Below are 20,621 nucleotides of genomic sequence, written 5' to 3'. Positions count from 1 at the left end.
GGCGGCGACCGCCGAGCCCGCTCGGGAGAGTCCCCGGCCACGGAAAGCGCTGGTCGGGGCGCCGAAGGAGCAACTCCTCCCCGGAATCTCTCAGGCATCCGTACCGTGTGGGGTAGGTCACTCTGGAAAGCAGGGCAGGACCGTCGGCAGGGAGCCGACGGGCACCACCCTCACCGACGGTGCAAGCCGGCGGCGTGCCCACAGCGCGCCGTGCGGGTGAAGCTCTCAGGTCCCGATGACAGAGGGGGAGGCCTGTCGGGTTCGCCCGCCCGGGTCGAGCCGCTGTCCGCAGCGGCTCCGGCCGGTCGGCGTGCGCACCCCCGCCGGTCCGTGACCAGGAGGCCTCGACCACCATGAACGCCCAGCCGAACGCGGGACGCCCCACCGGCGCCTCGACCCTCACCGAGCTTGAGCTGGCCAGCCCCTTCGAGAACCGCCACATCGGCCCCGACGACGCCGCGCAGCAGAAGATGCTGGCGTCCATCGGCTACGGCTCGCTGGACGAACTCGCCGCCACCGCCGTTCCCGAGGCGATCCGCTCCATCACCGGCCTGGACCTGCCCGGCGGCCGCAGCGAGGCGCAGGTGCTCGCCGAACTGCGCGAGCTGGCGAGCCGCAACCAGGTGCTCCAGCCGATGATCGGCCTGGGCTACTACGGCACCTTCACCCCGCCGGTGATCCTGCGCAACGTCATGGAGAACCCGGCCTGGTACACCGCCTACACGCCGTACCAGCCGGAGATCTCCCAGGGCCGCCTGGAGGCGCTGCTCAACTTCCAGACCCTGGTCTCCGACCTGACCGGCCTGCCGACCTCCGGCTCCTCGCTGCTCGACGAGGGCACGGCGGCCGCCGAGGCGATGGCGCTCGCCCGCCGCGTCACCAAGGTCAAGGGCGGCGTCTTCCTGGTCGACGCCGAGACCCTGCCGCAGACCACCGCGGTGATCAACACCCGCGCGGTGCCGACCGGTGTCGAGGTCGTCGTCGCCGACCTGTCCGAGGGCATCCCGGCCGAGATCGCCGAGCGCGGCGTCTTCGGCGTGCTGCTCCAGTACCCGGGCGCCACCGGTGTGGTCCGCGACCTCACCCCGGTCATCGAGCAGGCGCACGGCCTCGGAGCGATCGTCGCGGTCGCCGCCGACCTGCTGGCGCTGACCCTGCTCGCCTCGCCGGGCTCGCTCGGCGCCGACATCGCCTGCGGCACCTCGCAGCGCTTCGGCGTGCCGATGGGCTTCGGCGGCCCGCACGCCGGCTACCTGTCGGTGCGCGCCGAGTACGCCCGCTCGCTGCCCGGCCGCCTGGTCGGCGTCTCGGTCGACGCCGACGGCAACCGCGCCTACCGCCTGGCGCTGCAGACCCGCGAGCAGCACATCCGCCGCGAGAAGGCCACCAGCAACATCTGCACCGCCCAGGTGCTGCTCGCCGTCATGGCCTCGATGTACGCCGTCTACCACGGTCCGGACGGCCTGGCCGACATCGCCCGCCGCACCCACCGCTACGCCGCCGCCCTCGCCGAGGGCCTGCGGGCCGGCGGCGTCGAGCTGCTGCACGGCGAGTTCTTCGACACCGTCACCGCCGTCGTCCCGGGCCGTGCCGCCGAGATCGCGGCCGCCGCCCGCGCCAACGGCGTCAACGTCCACCAGGACGGCGCGGACCGGATCTCGGTCTCCACCGACGAGACCACCACCCGCGAGCACCTCGCCGCCGTCTGGGCCGCGTTCGGCGTCCCCGCGGTCGAGGTCGCCGAGGGCGCCGACGCGCTGCCGGCCGCGCTGCTGCGCCAGGACGAGTACCTGACCCACCCGGTCTTCCACAGCCACCGCTCGGAGACCGCCATGCTGCGCTACCTGCGCCGCCTGTCGGACCGGGACTACGCGCTGGACCGCGGCATGATCCCGCTGGGCTCCTGCACCATGAAGCTCAACGCGACCACCGAGATGGAGGCCGTCACCTGGCCGGAGTTCGGCCAGCTGCACCCCTTCGCGCCGATCGAGCAGGCCCAGGGCTACCTCAGCCTGATCCGCGAGCTGGAGCGCCAGCTGGTCGAGGTGACCGGCTACGACGCCGTCTCGATCCAGCCGAACGCGGGCTCGCAGGGCGAGCTGGCCGGCCTGCTGGCCGTCCGCGCCTACCACCACGCCAACGGCGACACCCAGCGCGACGTCTGCCTGATCCCGTCCTCCGCGCACGGCACCAACGCGGCCTCCGCGGTGATGGCCGGCATGCGCGTGGTCGTGGTGAAGACCCTGGTCGACGGTGACGTGGACGTCGAGGACCTGAAGGCCAAGATCGAGCAGCACCGGGACAGCCTCTCCGTGCTGATGGTCACCTACCCGTCCACCCACGGCGTGTACGAGACCCAGATCACCGACATCTGCGCCCTGGTGCACGAGGCCGGCGGCCAGGTGTACGTGGACGGCGCCAACCTGAACGCCCTGGTCGGCCTCGCCAAGCCGGGCAAGTTCGGCGCGGACGTCTCGCACCTGAACCTGCACAAGACCTTCTGCATCCCGCACGGCGGCGGCGGCCCGGGCGTCGGCCCGGTCGCGGTGCGCGCCCACCTGGCGCCGTACCTGCCGAACCACCCGCTGCAGCCGGAGGCCGGTCCGGCCACCGGGGTCGGCCCGATCTCGGCGGCGCCGTGGGGCTCGGCGGCCATCCTGCCGATCTCCTGGGCGTACGTCCGGCTGATGGGCGGCGAGGGCCTCAAGCGCGCGACGCAGGTCGCGGTGCTGAACGCCAACTACATCGCCAAGCGGCTGGCACCGCACTTCCCGGTGCTCTACACCGGCCCCGGCGGGCTGGTCGCGCACGAGTGCATCATCGACCTGCGCCCGCTGACCAAGGAGACGGGCGTGACGGTGGACGACATCGCCAAGCGCCTGATCGACTACGGCTTCCACGCGCCGACGATGTCCTTCCCGGTGGCCGGCACGCTGATGATCGAGCCGACCGAGTCCGAGGACCTGCACGAGATCGACCGGTTCTGCGACGCGATGATCGAGATCCGGGCCGAGATCGACAAGGTCGGCTCGGGCGAGTGGGCGGCCGCGGACAACCCGCTGCGCAACGCCCCGCACACCGCCGCCGAGCTGGCCGGCGACTGGGCGCACGGCTACTCGCGGCAGGAGGCGGTCTTCCCGGCGGGCGTGAACCCGGCGGACAAGTACTGGCCGCCGGTCAGCCGGATCGACGGCGCGTACGGCGACCGCAACCTGGTCTGCTCCTGCCCGCCGCTGGAGGAGTACGGCGTCTGATCCGGACCGGACGTACGGCAGGGCCCCGACGGCACGTACCGTCGGGGCCCTGCCCGTTGTCGTCGTTCGGCGGCTGCCCCCGCCGGTGCGGTCAGGCCGCGCGGGCGACGGGGCGGCGCGGCGCGATCACCCGGCCGTCGGGCAGCAGCTCTCCGGTGTCCTCGAACAGCACGACGCCGTTGCAGAGCAGGCTCCAGCCCTGCTCCGGGTGGCAGGCCACCGTGACGGCCGCCTCGCGGTCCTCGGACTCGGCCGACGGGCACTCAGGACGGTGCTGGCACATACGTACCCTCGCTTCGCTCTGCGATCCTCCCCCGTGGTGCGGCCGCCGGCGGAGCCGTCGGGAGCCGCCGCGGTAGCCGGATCCTGTCCGCGCGCCGACCAGGTGTGGACCGGCGCTCAAGTGGGTAGGACAGGTGGTCCTTCCACGCTGGTTCCCAGTGTCGGCATCTACGGTCGCGCGCGCAGGGATTTCGTGACATGCGCCACAACTCCCGGGTAGAGATCACCCGTTCAGGTGGGTCCGGCGGGAAACGGCGCACCGATGGGTCAGCTGCGGCATGGCCCGAGGAGGTCAGGGCGGATGGCCCGTCCGGGTGGTTCGGGCGGGCGAGGGCGACGCGCACGCCGCCGGGCCCCCGGGTGGTGGCCCGGCGGCCCGGCGGCGTGGGGTCGGCTCAGGAGGAGCCGAGCAGCAGTGGCTTGGCGAGCGGCGCCCGGGTGAGCAGCGGCAGCAGCTCGCCGGCCGGGTAGGCGCGGTGCGCGGTGACGCCGAGCGGGGCCGGGGCCAGCGGGATCAGCTGGTCGGCGGCCGGGTCGGCGTCGGGGCCGTGCAGCCACAGTGCCGTCGCGTACTGCCCGGGGAAGGTCAGCAGCCGGGGCTGCTGGCGGGACCGGGAGCCCTGGGCGAGCTGCCAGGCCTGGCGCAGCGCCCGGACCGTCGAGTCGAGGTAGGGGCCGGCGGTGAAGTGCGAGAAGGTGTGGCCCTCGACGGCCTGGACGACCTCCGCGGCGGCGGCGACCTCGGCGCCGTCCTTGATCAGGAAGCGCCAGCCCGTCCGGCGGGCGGCGCGCAGCTCCGGGCGCGGCCCGTCCAGGACGTGGACGGCGAGCGGGTGCGCGGGGAGCAGCGGGCCGACCGGATGGCGCAGTGCTGCGGCGGCGGGTTGGCGCAGCGCGGTCTCCGAGTCGAGTGCGGCCAGGACGGCGCGCAGGGCGCTCGGCGGGGGCTGGGGGGTCTGCAGAGTCATGGCGGGGTCCGCCTCTCCGTGCGAGATCGGCGTGCGAGTGCGGCATACCGGCGTGGCGCGGCGTGTCATCGGTGACGGGACCTGGCCGTGTCCGGTTGTGCATGATCGCGGTGCCGGCGCGGTCGCCGCCGTCGACGAGGGTTTCGAGGCGGAGCGGGCCGGCCGGAGCGCAGTGCGAATTCTATCGAACAGGTGCGCAGGGTGACCTGTTTATCACAGGCGGTGGCGCCGGGCAAGTCGGCAGATCTGCTGAATATCCGTCAGTTTCCTTGCATTGCAAGCCAGTACGAGCATTCGGGTATCGATCTTCGAGGTGGGCATGATGCTTGCACGGTCGGGTCGGCCGGTGTCTCAGGAGGAGGGGACCGTGGGCGAGAAGGTCGTGGCGACTCGGGCTGATCTGGCGGACCGGCAGCTGTACCGGCGCAAGCTCCAGGCCTGCCTCGACGCGCTGGGGCGGATGCTGCGCGAGGACCGGTTCGACCGGCCGCGGGCGGTCATGGGCCTGGAGATCGAGCTCAACCTGGCCGACGAGGACGGCCTGCCGGCACTGCGCAACGCGCAGGTGCTGAGCGCGATCGGCTCCAGCGACTTCCAGACCGAACTGGGCCAGTTCAACGTCGAGGTGAACATCGTGCCGCACCGGCTGTGCGGGCACGTCTTCGAGGATCTGCGCGAGGAGCTCGAAACCGGGCTGCGCTACGCCGACCGGCGGGCCGCCGAGGCCGGTGCCCGGATCGTCATGGTGGGGATCCTGCCGACCCTGGAGCACGGTCACACCGGCCTGGACGCGATCTCCCACAACCCGCGCTACAGCCTGCTCAGCGACCAGATCCTGGCCGCCCGCGGCGAGGACATCGCGCTGGACATCGAGGGCGTCGAACACCTCCAGCTGGAGACCATCACCATGGTGGCCGAGGCCGCCGCGACCTCCCTGCAACTGCACCTTCAGGTGACCCCGGAACGCTTCTCCTCGGTGTGGAACGCGGCCCAGGCGATCTGCGGGGCGCAGCTCGCGCTCGGCGCCAACTCGCCGTTCCTGTTCGGGCGGGAGCTGTGGCGGGAGACCCGTCCGGTGCTGTTCCAGCAGGCCTGTGACACCCGTACGGCGGAACTCAAGGCGCAGGGCGTCCGGCCGATCACCTGGTTCGGCGAGCGCTGGGTGGACTCGGCGTACGACCTGTTCGAGGAGAACCTGCGGTACTTCCCCGCCCTGCTGCCGATCTGCGACGACGAGGACCCGCTGAAGGTGCTCGCCTCCGGCGGCGCGCCCCGGCTCGCCGAGATGCGGCTCCACAACGGCACGATCTACCGCTGGAACCGGCCGGTGTACGACATCGCGGGCGGGACCGCGCACCTGCGGGTGGAGAACCGGGCGCTGCCGGCCGGGCCGACGGTGGCCGACACGCTCGCGAACGCCGCCTTCTACTACGGGCTGGTCCGGGTGCTCGCCGAGCAGCCCCGGCCGGTCTGGACCCGGCTGCCGTTCGAGCGGGCCGACGAGAACTTCCGGCAGGGCGCCCGCTACGGCATCGACGCGGTGTTCCAGTGGCCGCGGGCGGGCCGGGCGGGCCGCGGCGGCGGGCTGACCACGGTGTCCGCCGTCGACCTGGTGCTCAACGAACTGTTGCCGATGGCCCACCAGGGCCTGGACGAGTGGGGCGTGGAGCCCGCCGACCGGGACCGCTACCTGGGGATCATCGAGCAGCGCTGCCTGCGCCGCACCAACGGCGCGGCCTGGCAGAGCGCGGCCTTCCACCGGCTGCGCGAGCAGTACGGGATGGACCGCCCGGCCGCGCTCGCCGCGATGACCAGGCGCTACATCGAGCACATGCGCACCGGCGAGCCGGTGCACACCTGGCCGGTCGGGTAGCCGGACCGCTGTGTCAGGATGATCGCTCCGGCGGTCGGCCGACGGCCGGAGCGACGCCCGCCCCGCTGGAGCCCCCCGTGACCACCCTCCCGACCGCACCGGAGACCGCGAAGCCCACGCGCCGGCTGCTCGGCGTGGAACTGCTGATCGTCCTCGGCCTCTCCCTCGGGGCCAGTGGCGTCAGCGCGCTGATCAGCTTCGCGGCCTCGCTCACCGAACCGATCCAACTCGGCCAGCAGGTCGCCACGTTGAACGGCTCGCGGGCGCCCGGCCGGCCCTGGCTGGACCTGGTGTGGCAGCTGTACTACATCGGGCGCGGGCTGATGCCGGTGGTGCTGGTCGGGTACCTGCTGGTGCGCGAGGGCGCCGCGCTGCGGGTGCTCGGCTTCGACCTCGGGCAGAAGCTGCGCGACCTCGGCCGTGGCGCCGCCGTGGCGGCCGCGATCGGCGGCTCCGGGCTGGTGCTGTACCTGGCCTCGCAGGCGGCCGGCTACAACCTGACGGTGGCGCCGTCCGGGCTGCCGGACGTGTGGTGGCGGATCCCGGTGCTGGTGCTCTCCGCGTGGCAGAACGCCTCCCTGGAGGAGGTCGTCGTCCTCGGCTACCTGCTGCGCCGGCTCGGGCAGCTGGGCTGGTCGTGGCCGGCGGCGGTGGTGGCGAGTTCGGTGCTGCGCGGCTCGTACCACCTGTACCAGGGGGTCGGCGGGCTGGTCGGCAACATGGTGATGGGGGCGGTGTTCTGCCTGCTCTACCGGCGCTGGGGGCGGGTGATGCCGCTGGTCGCGGCGCACGCGTTGATCGACACGGTGGCCTTCGTCGGGTACGCGCTGCTCGCCGGGCACGTCAGCTGGCTGCCGACCCCCTGAGCGGGAGGCGGCCGGCCGGGGTGCGCGGCGGCCGGGCGAGCAGGCGGTCGACGTGCCGACGCTCCAGGCCCGGGCCCGGGTCGATCGGCAGCAGCAGGCGGTCGCGGCGCCAGAGGGAGTTGCGGACCAGCCGCGGCGGGATGACGTCGTCCACCCAGGCGAACGGGCGGCCTGCGGCGTAGCGCAGCAGCGGGGCCCACTTGCGGGCCGAGAGCAGCTCCATCAGCGGGACGCGCGGGTCACCGGGCTGCGGGACGTCGCCGGTGAAGCGGACCAGCGGGAGGGCGGGCAGGCCGATCGCCGGGGCGATGTGCGCATTGGCGTGCTCCTCCCAGGTGGTGGCCCACACGAGTTCGTAGGTGCCGGCCAGCTCGCGCAGCCAGGCGCCGTGCCGGGCGGAGAGGAGCACCGAGTAGCCGAGCAGGGTGTGGGTGTCGAATCCGGCGTCCGGGTGCGGGCAGACCGGGTTGAGCACCCCGTCGACGTCTAGGAACAGCAGCGGCTTCGGCACCAGTGGCCCCCAGAGACGGTGGTGTGACTTACCTGGTCGGACGAACCTGGCGTACCAGTGGTTGCGTACGGCCGGGCGCACGCGGGGCGCACGGGGCGCTCACGGCGCGGCCACCGGTGCGTCGACGGTGCTCCTGCGGGCCAGCCGGCGGACCTGAGGCTCCAGCAGCACGACCGCGCTGAGCACCAGGCAGACGACGGCGCAGGCCCACAGCGCGCCCGAGAGGCCGAGCACCGTGGCCGCCGGGCCGGCCAGCGCGATGCCGATCGGGGACAGCGAGAAGGAGCCGAGCTCGTCGTACGCGGCGACCCGGGAGAACATCTCCTCGGGGATCTCCTGCTGGAGCGCGACCATCCAGTTGACGCCGAAGACGGTGACGCCGACCCCGGACAGGAACATCGCGAGGGCGAGCAGCGGCAGCGGCGCCTCCGCCGCCAGCGCCAGGGCGGGCACGCCGAACAGGAACACCCCCCAGTTGCCGACCAGCAGGATCCGGCGGGGCCGCCAGCGGGCCATCAGCACGCCGGTCACCACCAGCCCGACGCCGTAGGCGGCCATCGCCAGGCCCCAGTCGGACGCCCCGCCGAGGCGCTCCTTGGCGACCGTCGGCCCGTACACCGACTCGACCGCGCCGATGCAGGCGACCAGGACGGAGAACTGCGCCACGACCACCCAGAGCCAGCGGCGGGAGGCGAACTCCCGCCAGCCCTCCCGCAGATCGCGCAGCATGCTGTGGCCCTGCGGGGCGGGCGCCTGCTCGGCCTCCAGGAAGAACCGGAGCGAGGCGGCGACCAGGAAGCAGGCGCCGTCCAGGGCGAGCACCCAGCCGGGGCCGACGGCGGCGGTGAGCGCGCCGCCGAGCGCGGCGCCGCCGATCTGGGAGGCGTTCTGGCCCATCCGGAACACCGAGAAGGCCCGGGCGGCGTGCTCCGGGGCGACGGCCTGCAGCATCATGCCGCCGGAGGCGGGGGAGTAGAGCGCGTACCCGGCGCCGCCGGCGGCGGAGAGCAGCATCAGCTGCCAGAGCCGGATGTCCCCGGCCAGCACCAGTGCCGCCAGGACGACCTGGGACAGGCCGCTGAACAGGTTGGCGGCGACCATGAGGTGGTGCCGGGGCATCCGGTCGGCGAGGGCACCGCCGACCACCAGGAGCAGGACGGTGGGCAGCAGCCGGGCAGCGGTGACGTAGCCGACCTCGGACGTGGTGCCGCCGTGGCCGAGCACGGCGAAGGCCGTGGCGATGGGGGCACCGGCGTTGCCGAGGCCGCTGACCACGGTGGCGGCGGTCTGGATGCGGAAGTTGCGGCTCGCCCAGGCGAGGCGGCGGGGGCGCGGAGGTCGGGTCGGCACCTGGAGACTATGGCCGCGGCTCGTACGGCTGTCCAACGGGTTTTCACGGCTGGGACGGGCTCAGCCCAGGTGGCCCCACAGGAAGGTGAGGGTGCGGCGCCAGGCGGTCGCGGCCTGGAGCGGGTCGTAGGTGCCGAGCGGGTTCTCGTCGTTCATGAAGGCGTGGCCGGCCGGGTAGAAGTGGATCTCGGGGCGGACGTCGGTGGCCTCGCCGATCCGGATCGCGGCCTCGTCGACGGCGGCCATCGGGATCGAGCCGTCCAGTTCGCCGTAGTGCCCCAGGACGTGGGCGGTCAGGCCCCGGTAGTCGAAGTCCGGGTCGGGCGGGAGGCCGTAGAAGGGCACCACCGCGGCGACCCGGTCGCCCTCCCGGGCGGCCAGCAGCAGGGCGAAGCCGCCGCCCATGCAGAAGCCGACCACGCCGACCGCGTCGCCGACCACGCCCTCCAGGGCGAGCAGGTGGTCGACGGCCCCGGAGAGGTCCTCGACGGCCCGCTCGACCGGGAGTTCGCGGGTGAGCCGGGCCGCCTCGGTGCGGTCGTGGGTGGTGGCGCCGCCGAACAGGTCGGGGGCCAGCACGGTGAAGCCCTCGGCGGCGAACCGGTCGGCCATCGTCGCGACGTGCGTGGTGAGGCCCCACCACTCCTGCACCACCACCAGGCCCGGCCCGACGCCCTGGGGTGGGCGGGCCAGGTACCCGTGCGCGGTGCGGCCGTTGCTCGGGAAGGCGACGTTCTGCCGGGAGCCGCCCTGGTCAGGCATGGGTTCCTCGCGGTGGGTCGGGCCGGATGCGGCGGGGACTCGACGGGGGCGGGCTCAGCCCATCTCCTCCAGGGCGCGGCCCTTGGTCTCCTTGATGCAGAAGGCCACGAACGGGATGGAGAGCAGCGCGAAGGCCGCGTAGATGACGTACGTCGCCGACAGGTTCCAGTCGGCGAGGTCGGGGAAGCTGACGGTGATCGCCCAGTTGGCGATCCACTGGGCCGAGGCGGCGACGGACAGCGCGAGCGCGCGGATCCGGTTGGGGAACATCTCGCCGAGCAGGACCCAGACCACCACGCCCCAGGAGAAGGCGAAGCAGAGCACGAAGACGTGCGCCGCGACCAGGGCGACGGTGGCGTGGGTGTTGTCGAGGGTGGCGGTGTCACCCGTGCCGTGCCGGTACGAGAACGCCCAGGCGGCGGTGCCCAGCGCGAGCGCCATGCCGATCGAGCCGGCCAGGGCGAGCGGCTTGCGGCCGATCCGGTCCACCAGCGCCATCGCGATCACCGTGCCGATCACGTTGATGATCGAGGTGGAGAGGCTGATCAGCAGCGAGTTGGACTCGTTGATGCCGACCGACTGCCAGAGGAACGAGGAGTAGTAGAAGATCACGTTGATGCCGACGAACTGCTGGAACACCGAGGCCCCGATGCCGACCCAGACGATCGGCAGCAGGCCGAACCGCCCGCCGAGCAGGTCCTTGAGCCGGGGCTTGTGCGAGGACTCCAGCACCGTGCGGATCTCCGCGACCCGGGCGTCCAGGTCGACGTCCTCGCCCTCCACCTCGCGCAGCACCTTGCGGGCCTGATCCTCCCGGTGGTCGGCGATCAGGTAGCGCGGCGACTCCGGGATGGCGAGCGCCATCAGCCCGTACACCAGGGCCGGGATGGTCTCCACGCCGAGCATCCACTGCCAGGCCTGGATGCCGCCCAGGTGGCCGGTGGACTCGCCGCCGGCGGCCTGGTTGATCGCCCAGTTGGCGAGCTGGGAGACGGTGATGCCGAGCACGATCGCCATCTGCTGGAAGGACGCGAGCCGGCCCCGGTAGGCGGTCGGCGCGACCTCGGCGATGTAGGTGGGCGCGATCACCGAGGCGATGCCGATCGCGATGCCGCCGACCACGCGCCAGGTGGCCAGCACCTGGATGCTCGGCGGGAACATCGAGCCGATGCCGCTGATCGCGAACAGGGTGGCGGCCAGCAGCATGGTGCGGACCCGGCCGAGGTGGTCGGCGAGCCGGCCGGCGGCCACCGCGCCGGCCGCCGAGCCGAGCAGCGCGATGGCCACCACGAAGGCCGTTTCGCCGTTGCCCACGGCGAAGTGCTTCTGGATGCCCGTCACCGCACCGTTGATCACCGCGCTGTCGTAGCCGAACAGGAACCCGCCCATCGCGGCGGCGGCGGAGATGAAGATGACGTGCCCGAGGTGGGCCTCGCCCGCCCGATGGCTGTTGAGTGTGGACAAGCGCGCTCCCCGAGGTGGACGGGCCCGCTCTGACGGCCGAGTGGGCAGGACTCGTCTCACATTCGAGCAGCGACGGGGCCGCCCTGCTCGAATTGGAGGCCGATCGGGTGATCCGGGGTCAGTCACGCGCGGTGTGATGGGCCGTTCGCGCCGGGAGCGTGAACGGTCGGACGCGCCCCACGGTCAGCCGGCGCGCCTGCCGGGCCAGTTGACGTGCCCCCCGGTCACTCGGTGCGTCCCGGTCAGCCGACGCGCCGCTGGTGCCGGCGCAGCAGTTGGGTGCGGGCGGCGGCGTCCTGGTCGCGCCGGGGGTGCGGGGCGTTCGCGCGGTCGGCCTCGCGCTCGGCCAGCCGGTCGGCGATCGCGTGCTGGGCGTCGGCCGGCTTCTTGTCGTCGTACTTGAACTTGGCCCGCACCTCGCGGACCGTCAGGCGGAGCCCGCGCAGGCCGGGGAGCAGCCGGGAGAACTCGCCCTCACCGGGCACCACCCGGGTGTCCGGCGTCTCCGGCTGGAAGTGCGCCAGCTGGCGGTTGAGGATCTCCGCCTTGCCCGCCGCGGACTCGACGAGCTCGGCGGTGCAGTGGAAGTGGACGGAGGCGTAGTAGCTGGTGGGCGTGCCCGGCTCGCCGCGCCAGTGGCCGGGCGCGAAGGCGTAGCCGTCGGTGACCGCGAGGGTGACCTGCGGGTCGGCCCGGACGGCGGCCAGCAGCGGGTTGGGCGCGGCGAGGTGGAGCAGGATCTCGCCGCGCCCGGCGTCCAGCAGGAAGTGCGTCGGGACGAGCACCGGGCCCTCGCCCGGTCCGCCGTTGGCGGCGAGCAGGCCGAAGTCGCGGCCCTCGGCCAGCCAGGCGCGCCACTCCTGTTCGTCGCCGCGGTCCCAGGATCTGATCAGCATCGGCGGGCCCTCCGTCAGCGGGGGTAGCCGCGCAGGTGCGCGGGCAGCGGGACGGTGGTGGAGGCGGCCGGCTCGGGGGTGCCGTGCACGGTGGTGACCGGGATCAGGCCGGACCAGTGGGGCAGGTCGAGGTCCTCCGGGTCGTCGTCGGCGCCGTCCGCGCGGGTCTTGGCCGAGACCTCGTCCAGGTCGAGCCGGAGGACGGCGGTGGCGGCGAGTTCCTTGGCGTTGGCCGGGCGGACGTCGGCGGAGCGGCCGGGGATCGCGTGGTCGACCAGCGCGGCCAGCGCGACGTCCAGCTCCTCGGGGTCGGTGACCTGGTGGGCGGTGCCGTGCGCGATGACCGAGCGGAAGTTGACCGAGTGGTTGAACGCGGACTTGGTCAGCACCAGCGCGTCGACCAGGGTGACGGTGAGGCAGACCGGCAGGCCCTGGTCGGCGGAGGCGTTGCGCAGCGGACGGCTGCCGGTCGAGCCGTGGACGTACAGCCGGCCGCCGACGCGGGCGTAGATGGTCGGCAGGACGACGGGGGCGCCGTCGGCGACGAATCCGAGGTGGCAGATGTACGCGTGGTCGAGGATGTCGTGGATCGCCTCCTGCTCCCAGGTGGCGCGGTCCTTGTAGCGGGTGGGGGTGGTGCGGGGGGTGCGGGAGTAGCTGGCGGAGCCTTCGGAAGGGGCCGACATGACAACCTCTATGTACTAGTGCATAATTTACTTTGTGCTAGGAGACTATCCGCTGAAAGGGCGACGCGCCAGCGAAATCGCGTCCCACATCGAACAGGGCGTGAGCACCGGGCGCCTCGCCCCCGGAACCGCGCTGCCCCCGCTGCGCGACCTCGCCGCCGAACTCGGCGTCAACCCCAACACCGTCGCCGCCGCCTACCGGCTGCTCCGCGACCGCGGGGTGATCGAGACCGCCGGCCGCAAGGGCAGCCGGATCCTCCCCAGGCCCGCGCTCACCCCGCGCGACCAGATCCGCGTCCCCGTCCCCCCGCACGCCCGCGACCTGTCCGGCGGCAACCCCGACCCGGCTCTGCTGCCCGACCTCGCCCCGGTCCTCGCGGCCGCCGCCGGGGCCGCCCACGCCGAGCCCGTCCTGTACGGGCACCCGGCCGTCGACCCCGGGCTGCTCGCGCTCGCCCGCGCCTCCTTCGAGGCCGACGGCCTGCCCGGCGGCCCGATCGCCGTCGCCTCCGGCTCGCTCGACACCATCGAGCGCATCCTCGCCATCCGGCTGCGCCCCGGCGACGCCGTCGCCGTCGAGGACCCGGGCTGGGGCAGCCTGCTCGACCTGCTGCCCGCGCTCGGCCTGCGGCCCGCGCCCGTCCGGCTGGACGACGAGGGCCCGCTGCCCGACTCGCTCGCCGCCGCGCTGGCCGAGGGCGCCCGTGCGGTGGTGGTCACCAGCCGGGCGCAGAACCCGACCGGCGCCGCGCTCACCGCCCGCCGGGCCGAGGAGCTGCGGGCCGTCCTGGCCGAGCACCCCGGCGTGCTGCTGATCGAGGACGACCACGGGCACGGCATGGTCGACCAGCCGTACCACTCGCTGGTGGGCGCCGGCGCGCGGCACTGGGCCGTGGTGCGCTCGGCGGCCAAGGCGTACGGCCCGGACCTGCGGCTCTCGGTGGCCGTCGGCGACCAGGACACCATCGGGCGGGTCACCGGGCGGCTGCGCCTGGGCGCCGGCTGGGTCAGCCACCTGCTCCAGCGGGCCGTCGCCGAACTGTGGCGCACCGACGCGGTGCCGGTCGCCCGGGTGGCCGGCGTCTACCGGGCCCGCCGGAACGCACTGCTCGGCGAGCTCGCCGCGCGCGGCATCGAGGCGCACGGCGAGAGCGGGCTGAACGTCTGGGTGCCGGTGTCGGACGAGACCTCCGTGCTGGTGGCGCTGGTGCAGCGCGGCTGGGTCGCGGCGCCCGGCGCGCGCTACCGCGTCCAGTCCCCGCCCGGGCTGCGGCTCACCGTGGCCCAGTTGGAACCGGCGGACGCGCAGCGGCTGGCCGAGGACCTGGCGGCCGTGCTGGGGGCGGGCGGGGCCGGTTCGCGGCTGGTGTGAACCGGGCCGCGCCGGTCCGGTTCGACCCGTGCGCTCCGCCGGTCTGAACCCGGTGCTCCGCTGGTCTGAACCCGGCGGTAACAAAGCGGGAAACCTGGTGCAGATACCTAGCGGTAACCAGTGCGGGCATGTCATGTTCATCGCGCCACCGGCCGGCGGCCCACCCTCACCTAGGCGTCTCCCCGTCCCCACCGCACGGGGAGACCGAGCCGCAGGAGTTCCGCCGTGCCCGAAAACAGTTCGAGCATCACCCGCAGCGCCCCTCGACTCCGCCGACGGCTGCTCACCGCGGCCCTCGCCCTCCCGCTGGCCGCCGGCGGTCTGATGGCCGGCGGCCTCGCCACCGCCGCGTCGGCCGCCGCGGCCCCCTCCGTACCCCTCGCCGCACCGGGCGGCCCCACCGCCAGCGTCACGCTCGGCGACAGCTACATCTCCGGCGAGGCCGGCCGCTGGATGGGCAACGCCGCCGGCACCAGCGGCAGCCGGGCCGGTACCGACCGCGCCTGGAACGGCAGTTCCGCCGACGCCTCCCGGATCTACGGCCCCACGGCCGCGAGCGGCTGCGACCGCTCCGACGTCGCCGAGGTGCTCAGCGCCTCCACCGGCGCGCAGAACGAGATCAACCTGGCCTGCTCCGGCGCCGTCACCGCGAACATCTTCCGCGCCGCCAACGGCGGCCAGACGCTCAAGGGCGAGGCCCCGCAGGCCGACCAACTCGCCACCGTGGCACGGCAGAACAGCGTCAAGCTGATCACGCTGTCGATCGGCGGCAACGACCTCGGCTTCAGCGGCATCATCTCCAACTGCGTCCAGGACTACCTCATCTGGTACTCCTACTGCCACGACTCCGCGCAGTCCTCGATCGACTCGAAGATGCCCACGGCGATGGCCGGCGTCGGCAAGGCGATCGACGAGATCCGCGCGGTGATGGCCGGGGCCGGCTACGCGCAGGGGGACTATCGCCTCGTCCTGCAGTCCTACCCCTCGCCGATCCCGCGCAGTGCCGAGATACGCTACCCGGAGAGCGGCTGGACCCGCTCGAACACCGGCGGCTGCCCGTTCTGGGACGGTGACGCCGACTGGGCGCGCGACTCGATGGTGCCGCAGATCTCCAAGTCGCTGGCCGGGGTCGCGGCGTCCAAGGGCGCCCAGTTCCTCGACCTCTCCGACATGCTGCAGGGCCGCGAGGTCTGCTCGACGGCCACCCGGCAGCCGACCGCCACCGCCGGACCGTCCGCGACCACCAGCGAATGGGCGCGCTTCCTGGACGGCGGCCTCAACTCCACGCAGGGCGTGCTGCAGGAGTCGATGCACCCCAACTACTACGGGCAGCAGGCGCTCGGGCGCTGCCTGACCCTGCTGTGGGGGCAGAGCAGCGGCGACTACGCGTGCCGCAACACGGCGGGGCAGGACGCGGGCGGGATGTACCTGGCGGCGCGGTGACGTCGTGACACCGGGACGTTGTGCTGGGCTGTTGTGACGCGATGCCCGGTGCCCGTTTCCGGATCGGTTCCGGAGGCGGGCGCCGGGCGGCTCAGCCCTTGGCGAGCAGGGCCTGGGCGTGCGCCCGGACCTGATCCTTCGTCAAGTAGGAGTCGGTGTACTCGAAATCGCGCATCCGGGCGGGCTGGCGGGCGAGGAAGCCGGTCCGGACGAAGTCGTCCCCGGCGGTCGCGTTGAGCAGCCAGTTGGCGCCCACCCGGAACTTGGCCGCGTTGGTGCGCATCGCCATCAGGTGGTAGCCGCGGGCCACCAGCTGGGCCGGCACTCCGTGCAGTTCCACGCCGAGCGGCTTGGACACCGCGTCCTTGCCACCCAGGTCGACCACCAGGCCCAAGTCCTTGTGGTAGTAGGGCTCCAGAGGCTGGTTGCGGAGCGCGGCGATCACGTTGCCGGCCACCACGCGGCCCTGCCGGGCGGAGTGCTGGGCGGTCGGCGGGCAGACCGCGCCGTCGCCCTTGGCGAGGTCCGGCACGGCGGCCGCGTCGCCCAGCGCGAACACGCTCTCGAACTGCGGCACCCGCATCTCCGCCGTCACCGCGAGCCGGCCGCGGACCGTCTCCGCGTCCAGCGTGCCGATCAGCGGGCTCGCGGCCACCCCGGCGGTCCAGATCAGCGTGCGGCAGGGCAGTACTCGGCCGTCGGTGAACTTGACCGACTCGGCGCCGACTTCGGCCACCGAGACGCCCAGCGACACCTCGATCCCGCGGCCGCGCAGCACCTCCAGAGCGGCCAGGCCCAGCGCGTCGCCCAGCTCCGGCATCAGCTTCGGGGCGATGTCGATCAGGTGCCACTTGATCTGCCGGGCGTCCAGGCGCGGGTAGCGGTGGGACGCGGCGGTGGTCAGGCGTTGCAGGCAGGCGGCCGTCTCGGTGCCCGCGTAGCCGCCGCCGACGACCACGAACTGGAGCCGGGACTCGCGCTCCCGCTGGTCCAGGGTGGCCGAGGCGAGGTCGAGTTGGGCGATCACGTGGTCGCGGACGTAGGCCGCCTCGGCGAGCGTCTTCATCCCGCGGGCGTAGTCGGTCAGGCCGGGGATGTCGAAGGTGCGGGTGACGCTGCCGGGGGCGAGGACCAGGTAGTCGTACTTCTGCGCCACCACCTCGTCGGTGATCTTGCGGACCACGCACACCTTGGAGGCCGGGTCCACGCCGATCGCGCCGCCCGGAACGATGTGGGTGCGGCGCAGCGTGCGGCGCAGGGAGACCGCGACCGACTGCGGGGTCAGCACGCCGGCCGCGACGTGCGGCAGCAGGGGCAGGTAGAGCTGGTAGCTGAACGGTGTGACCAGCGAGATCTCGGCCTCCGACGGCGCGAGCTTGCGTTCGAGTCGGCGGGCGCACTCCAGGCCGGCGAAGCCGCCGCCCACGATCAGGATCCGAGGTCGTTCCATCGCTCATCCCTTTGCCGTGCAGGTCGTAACCGCGAAGGTCCCCATTGCTGTCCGCCACACTCGCACGGAGCAGCGGGGGCTGCCACCGGGGTGGGGCGGATGGTGGAGGGGTGGGACGGGGCGTACGGAGGGGAGGAGGTGACGGGTCGGCACCGATAGGCTGTCGGGCGTGCTCCCCGAGGTGACGGCGGTCCGTTATGTGACGCCACTGCGAGAAGGCGGCTCGATGCCGGGCCTGGTCGAGGCCGACGACCGGCGGCTGTACGCGCTGAAATGGGTCGGCGCGGCGCAGGGCCGGAAGGCGTTGGTGGCGGAGGTGCTGGCCGGGGAGTTGGGCCGGCGGCTCGGGCTGCCGGTGCCGGAGCTGGTGACGGTCGACCTGGATCCGGTGCTGGCCCGCAGCGAGCCGGACCAGCAGGTCCAGGACCAGATGCGGGCCAGTGGCGGGACCAACCTCGGGATGGCCTTCGTCAGCGGCGCGCTCAACTTCGACCCGCTCTGCTTCGAGGTGGATCCGGAGCTGGCCGGCCAGGTGCTCTGGTTCGACGCGCTGATCGGCAACGTCGACCGCTCCTGGCGCAACCCCAACCTGCTGGTGGCGACCGGCGGGCTGCGGCTGATCGACCACGGCGCGAGCCTGATCTTCCACCACCACTGGGCGGGCGCCGCCGCCTGGGTGCGCCGCCCGTACGACGCCTCCGACCACGCGCTGCTGCGGGCCCGGCCGGACCTGACGGCCGCCGACAAGGCGCTCGCACCGCTCGCGGAGGCCGCGATCGAGGGCGCGGTGGCGAGGATCCCGGAGGTCTGGCTGCTGGACGAGCCCGGCTTCGACTCGCCCGAGGCGGTGCGCGCCGCGTACCGCGCCCAGCTGACCGGCCGACTGGCCGGTCCGCGCGACTGGCTGCCGGAGGTGCCCGCATGACCGAGCCGAGGACGCCCGCGCTGCCGGCCGCCGTCGAGCTGCACGACTACGAGTACGCCGTGATCCGCGCGGTGCCGCGGGTGGAACGCGGCGAGTGCGTCAACGTCGGGGTGCTGCTGTACTGCCGCCAGAACGGGTACCTGGCCGCGCGCACGCACCTGGACCAGGCCCGGCTGCTGGCGCTCGACCCGGTGGCGGACGTGAACGGGGTGCGGCGGGCGCTGCACGGGATCGAGGCGGTGTGCGCCGGGGGCCCGCAGGCCGGTCCGGCGGCGGGGGACAGCCCGGGGCAGCGGTTCCGCTGGCTGACCGCTCCGCGCAGCGCGATCGTCCAGCCGGGGCCGGTGCACACCGGGCTGACCGCGGACCCGGATCCGGAGCTGCGGCACCTGTTCGATCAGCTGGTGCTCTAGGCTCTGTCGACCGGCCGGTGCCGCAGTTCCGGTCAAGCCGTCGACGGTTGCCGTGGTCAAAGCTTGAGTTGCTGAAGCACTTGGCCGTACGCTGACCCCATGGGTTCGACAGCGACGACGACCGTACCGACCAACGCCGAGTTGATGGAAGCGTTGGCCGCCGTCGGCGCCGCGTATTTCCAGGACTTCGCGGCGGCCGCGGCCCGGCACGGGCTCTCCTCCTCGCAGGCCAAGGCGCTCGGCGCGGTGCAGGAGCCGGTGCCGATGCGGGCGCTGGCCGGACGGCTGGGCTGCGACGCGTCCAACGTCACCGGGATCGTGGACCGGCTGGAGTCGCTGCGCCTGGCCCACCGGGAGGCCGCCGCCGGCGACCGCCGGGTGAAGATCGTCGTGATCACGGACGAGGGCCGGGAGATCCTGAACCGCATCCGCGGCGAGATGGCCCGCACGCACCAGGCGTTCGAGGCGATGACCGACGAGCAGCGGATCGCGTTGCACTCGATCTGCGCGCAGGTCCTGCCGGTACTGGCCGGCAGGTCCGGCGCCGCCCAGTAGGCCGCCCGGCAGCGGGCCGCCCCGCGCCCGGCGGGAACCGTCCGCTCCGGCCCGGGCCGGAGCCGCCCGATGCGCCGACGTTCCGGCTGACCTCGGCTGTTAGGCTTGCGAAGCGTGAGCGCGAAGCCCCAGATCCCCAATGTCCTGGCCTCCCGGTATGCCTCGGCGACCCTGGCCCAGCTGTGGTCCCCCGAGCACAAGGTGGTCCTTGAGCGCCACCTGTGGCTCGCCGTCCTGAAGGCCCAGCAGGACCTCGGTGTCGAGGTACCGGCGAACGCCGTCGCCGACTACGAGCGGGTGATCGACCAGGTCGACCTCGGCTCGATCGCCGCCCGTGAGCGGGTCACCCGCCACGACGTGAAGGCCCGGATCGAGGAGTTCAGCGAGCTCGCCGGCCACGAGCAGATCCACAAGGGCATGACCTCCCGGGATCTGACCGAGAACGTCGAGCAGCTGCAGATCCGCCAGTCGCTGGAGCACGTGCGCGACCGCACGGTGGCCGTGCTGGTCCGGCTGGCCCGCCTGGCCGCCCAGCACTCCGAGCTGGTCATGGCCGGCCGCTCGCACAACGTGGCCGCGCAGGCCACCACCCTGGGCAAGCGCTTCGCGTCGATCACCGACGAGCTGCTGGTCGCCTTCCGTCGCCTGGAGGAGCTGATCGCCCGCTACCCGCTGCGCGGGATCAAGGGCCCGGTCGGCACCGCCCAGGACATGCTGGACCTGCTCGGTGGCGACACCGACAAGCTCGCCGAGCTGGAGCGCCGGGTCGCCGGGCACCTCGGCTTCGAGAACGTGCTGATCAGCGTCGGCCAGGTCTACCCGCGCTCGCTGGACTTCGAGGTGCTCACCGCCCTCGTCCAGCTGGCCGCCGCGCCGTCCAGTCTGGCCAAGACCATCCGTCTGATGGCCGGCCACGAGCTGGTCACGGAGGGTTTCAAGGAGGGCCAGGTCGGCTCCTCGGCGATGCCGCACAAGATGAACACCCGCTCCTGCGAGCGCGTCAACGGCCTGGCCGTCATCCTGCGCGGCTACGCCTCGATGACCGGCGAGCTGGCCGGCGACCAGTGGAACGAGGGTGACGTCTCCTGCTCGGTGGTGCGCCGGGTCGCGCTGCCGGACGCCTTCTTCGCCTTCGACGGCCTGCTGGAGACCTTCCTGACCGTCCTCGACGAGTTCGGCGCCTTCCCCGCCGTGATCGAGGCCGAGCTGGACCGCTACCTGCCGTTCCTCGCCACCACCAAGGTGCTGATGGGCGCGGTGCGCGCGGGCGTCGGCCGGGAGGCCGGGCACGAGGTCATCAAGGAGCACGCTGTCGCCTCCGCGCTGGCGATGCGTGCGGGCGCCCGCGAGAACGAGCTGCTGGACCGGCTGGCCGCCGACGAGCGGATCCCGCTGGACCGGGCCGGGCTGGACGCGCTGCTGGCCGACCGGCTCTCCTTCACCGGTGCGGCCGGTGCTCAGGTCGCCGAGGTGGTCCGCCAGGTGGAGGCCGTCGCCGCCGCCTACCCGGAGGCCGCCAAGTACGCGCCCGGTGACATCCTCTGACGATTC

At 73.3% G+C, this 20,621-nt stretch carries 18 protein-coding genes and 1 riboswitch; of the genes, 9 read left to right on the top strand and 9 right to left on the bottom strand.

Going from position 1 to position 20,621, the window contains the following annotated elements:
- Positions 1-12 precede the first annotated feature (12 nt).
- Positions 13-116, top strand: a riboswitch (glycine riboswitch).
- 237 nt (positions 117-353) lie between these two features.
- Positions 354-3,254 (top strand): aminomethyl-transferring glycine dehydrogenase, encoded by a 2,901-nt coding sequence (gene gcvP, locus AB0P03_RS30650; protein WP_363585305.1) that lies wholly within the window; start codon positions 354-356, stop codon positions 3,252-3,254.
- Positions 3,255-3,345: 91 nt separating this feature from the next.
- Here gcvP and AB0P03_RS30645 read toward each other — a convergent pair whose 3' ends face one another.
- Entirely contained in the window at positions 3,346-3,537 is a 192-nt protein-coding gene (locus AB0P03_RS30645) for a DUF5999 family protein (protein WP_363585304.1), read from the bottom strand.
- Positions 3,538-3,931: 394 nt separating this feature from the next.
- On the bottom strand, positions 3,932-4,504 hold the full coding sequence (locus tag AB0P03_RS30640; RefSeq protein WP_363631927.1) for a hypothetical protein: 573 nt from the start codon (positions 4,502-4,504) through the stop codon (positions 3,932-3,934).
- Between the two features lie 367 nt (positions 4,505-4,871).
- Between AB0P03_RS30640 and AB0P03_RS30635 the strand changes: the two genes are divergently transcribed.
- On the top strand, positions 4,872-6,377 hold the full coding sequence (locus AB0P03_RS30635) for a glutamate--cysteine ligase (RefSeq protein ID WP_363631926.1): 1,506 nt from the start codon (positions 4,872-4,874) through the stop codon (positions 6,375-6,377).
- A 77-nt stretch (positions 6,378-6,454) separates the two neighbouring features.
- Positions 6,455-7,243, top strand: a complete 789-nt coding sequence (locus AB0P03_RS30630) for a CPBP family intramembrane glutamic endopeptidase (RefSeq protein WP_363631924.1) — start codon at positions 6,455-6,457, stop codon at positions 7,241-7,243.
- On the opposite strand, the gene AB0P03_RS30625 is transcribed toward AB0P03_RS30630, so the two are convergent.
- The 6 genes from AB0P03_RS30625 to AB0P03_RS30600 form a co-directional block, all read right to left on the bottom strand.
- Positions 7,221-7,754: an HAD domain-containing protein gene (locus AB0P03_RS30625; protein WP_063350210.1), complete on the bottom strand. Its 534-nt coding sequence runs from the start codon at positions 7,752-7,754 to the stop codon at positions 7,221-7,223. The genes AB0P03_RS30630 and AB0P03_RS30625 overlap by 23 nt on opposite strands.
- Before the next feature lie 99 nt (positions 7,755-7,853).
- Positions 7,854-9,104, bottom strand: a complete 1,251-nt coding sequence (locus AB0P03_RS30620; protein WP_363631922.1) for an MFS transporter — start codon at positions 9,102-9,104, stop codon at positions 7,854-7,856.
- A 60-nt stretch (positions 9,105-9,164) separates the two neighbouring features.
- Positions 9,165-9,866, bottom strand: coding sequence for an alpha/beta fold hydrolase (locus AB0P03_RS30615; RefSeq protein ID WP_363631920.1), 702 nt, complete (start codon positions 9,864-9,866; stop codon positions 9,165-9,167).
- 54 nt (positions 9,867-9,920) lie between these two features.
- Positions 9,921-11,330 carry a sugar porter family MFS transporter gene (locus AB0P03_RS30610; RefSeq protein ID WP_363585298.1) on the bottom strand — a complete coding sequence of 470 codons (1,410 nt, stop codon included), beginning with the start codon at positions 11,328-11,330 and terminating at the stop codon, positions 9,921-9,923.
- 242 nt (positions 11,331-11,572) lie between these two features.
- Positions 11,573-12,226 (bottom strand): FMN-binding negative transcriptional regulator, encoded by a 654-nt coding sequence (locus AB0P03_RS30605; protein ID WP_363585297.1) that lies wholly within the window; start codon positions 12,224-12,226, stop codon positions 11,573-11,575.
- Positions 12,227-12,240: 14 nt separating this feature from the next.
- Entirely contained in the window at positions 12,241-12,912 is a 672-nt protein-coding gene (locus tag AB0P03_RS30600) for a pyridoxamine 5'-phosphate oxidase family protein (RefSeq protein ID WP_363585296.1), read from the bottom strand.
- A gap of 34 nt (positions 12,913-12,946) precedes the next feature.
- On the opposite strand from AB0P03_RS30600, the gene AB0P03_RS30595 reads away from it, so the two are divergent.
- Both AB0P03_RS30595 and AB0P03_RS30590 read left to right on the top strand, forming a co-directional pair.
- Positions 12,947-14,284 carry an aminotransferase class I/II-fold pyridoxal phosphate-dependent enzyme gene (locus tag AB0P03_RS30595; RefSeq protein WP_363585295.1) on the top strand — a complete coding sequence of 446 codons (1,338 nt, stop codon included), beginning with the start codon at positions 12,947-12,949 and terminating at the stop codon, positions 14,282-14,284.
- A 225-nt stretch (positions 14,285-14,509) separates the two neighbouring features.
- Positions 14,510-15,727 carry a GDSL-type esterase/lipase family protein gene (locus tag AB0P03_RS30590; protein ID WP_363631919.1) on the top strand — a complete coding sequence of 406 codons (1,218 nt, stop codon included), beginning with the start codon at positions 14,510-14,512 and terminating at the stop codon, positions 15,725-15,727.
- A 91-nt stretch (positions 15,728-15,818) separates the two neighbouring features.
- On the opposite strand, the gene AB0P03_RS30585 is transcribed toward AB0P03_RS30590, so the two are convergent.
- On the bottom strand, positions 15,819-17,177 hold the full coding sequence (locus AB0P03_RS30585) for an NAD(P)/FAD-dependent oxidoreductase (protein WP_363585293.1): 1,359 nt from the start codon (positions 17,175-17,177) through the stop codon (positions 15,819-15,821).
- A 169-nt stretch (positions 17,178-17,346) separates the two neighbouring features.
- Here AB0P03_RS30585 and AB0P03_RS30580 point away from each other — a divergent pair, with 169 nt between their 5' ends.
- The 4 genes from AB0P03_RS30580 to purB all read left to right on the top strand — a co-directional run bounded on the left by AB0P03_RS30580 (position 17,347) and on the right by purB (position 20,615).
- The gene (locus tag AB0P03_RS30580; RefSeq protein ID WP_079136059.1) at positions 17,347-18,102 is read left to right on the top strand and encodes a HipA family kinase; all 756 of its coding nucleotides are present in this window, start codon (positions 17,347-17,349) and stop codon (positions 18,100-18,102) included.
- Positions 18,099-18,515 (top strand): DUF3037 domain-containing protein, encoded by a 417-nt coding sequence (locus AB0P03_RS30575; RefSeq protein ID WP_363631917.1) that lies wholly within the window; start codon positions 18,099-18,101, stop codon positions 18,513-18,515. The genes AB0P03_RS30580 and AB0P03_RS30575 overlap by 4 nt, the downstream gene beginning before the upstream one ends.
- Before the next feature lie 99 nt (positions 18,516-18,614).
- Positions 18,615-19,070, top strand: a complete 456-nt coding sequence (locus AB0P03_RS30570; protein ID WP_363585291.1) for a MarR family transcriptional regulator — start codon at positions 18,615-18,617, stop codon at positions 19,068-19,070.
- Between the two features lie 114 nt (positions 19,071-19,184).
- Positions 19,185-20,615 carry an adenylosuccinate lyase gene (gene purB, locus AB0P03_RS30565; RefSeq protein WP_363631915.1) on the top strand — a complete coding sequence of 477 codons (1,431 nt, stop codon included), beginning with the start codon at positions 19,185-19,187 and terminating at the stop codon, positions 20,613-20,615.
- Positions 20,616-20,621: the final 6 nt, after the last annotated feature.

This window comes from Kitasatospora sp. NPDC088779 (assembly GCF_040685395.1).
GTDB lineage: Bacteria > Actinomycetota > Actinomycetes > Streptomycetales > Streptomycetaceae > Kitasatospora.
The sequence above is the reverse complement of the archived record's forward strand: the minus strand, read 5'-3'. Positions and strand labels throughout refer to the sequence as shown.

What these genes read in the sequence shown, in the direction of transcription:
- gcvP (WP_363585305.1), top strand. Translation starts at nt 354, where the DNA reads ATGAACGCCCAGCCGAACGCGGGACGCCCCACCGGCGCCTCGACCCTC.
- AB0P03_RS30645 (WP_363585304.1), bottom strand. Translation starts at nt 3,537, where the DNA reads ATGTGCCAGCACCGTCCTGAGTGCCCGTCGGCCGAGTCCGAGGACCGC.
- AB0P03_RS30640 (WP_363631927.1), bottom strand. Translation starts at nt 4,504, where the DNA reads ATGACTCTGCAGACCCCCCAGCCCCCGCCGAGCGCCCTGCGCGCCGTC.
- AB0P03_RS30615 (WP_363631920.1), bottom strand. Translation starts at nt 9,866, where the DNA reads ATGCCTGACCAGGGCGGCTCCCGGCAGAACGTCGCCTTCCCGAGCAAC.
- AB0P03_RS30605 (WP_363585297.1), bottom strand. Translation starts at nt 12,226, where the DNA reads ATGCTGATCAGATCCTGGGACCGCGGCGACGAACAGGAGTGGCGCGCC.
- AB0P03_RS30600 (WP_363585296.1), bottom strand. Translation starts at nt 12,912, where the DNA reads ATGTCGGCCCCTTCCGAAGGCTCCGCCAGCTACTCCCGCACCCCCCGC.
- AB0P03_RS30585 (WP_363585293.1), bottom strand. Translation starts at nt 17,177, where the DNA reads ATGGAACGACCTCGGATCCTGATCGTGGGCGGCGGCTTCGCCGGCCTG.
- AB0P03_RS30575 (WP_363631917.1), top strand. Translation starts at nt 18,099, where the DNA reads ATGACCGAGCCGAGGACGCCCGCGCTGCCGGCCGCCGTCGAGCTGCAC.
- AB0P03_RS30570 (WP_363585291.1), top strand. Translation starts at nt 18,615, where the DNA reads ATGGGTTCGACAGCGACGACGACCGTACCGACCAACGCCGAGTTGATG.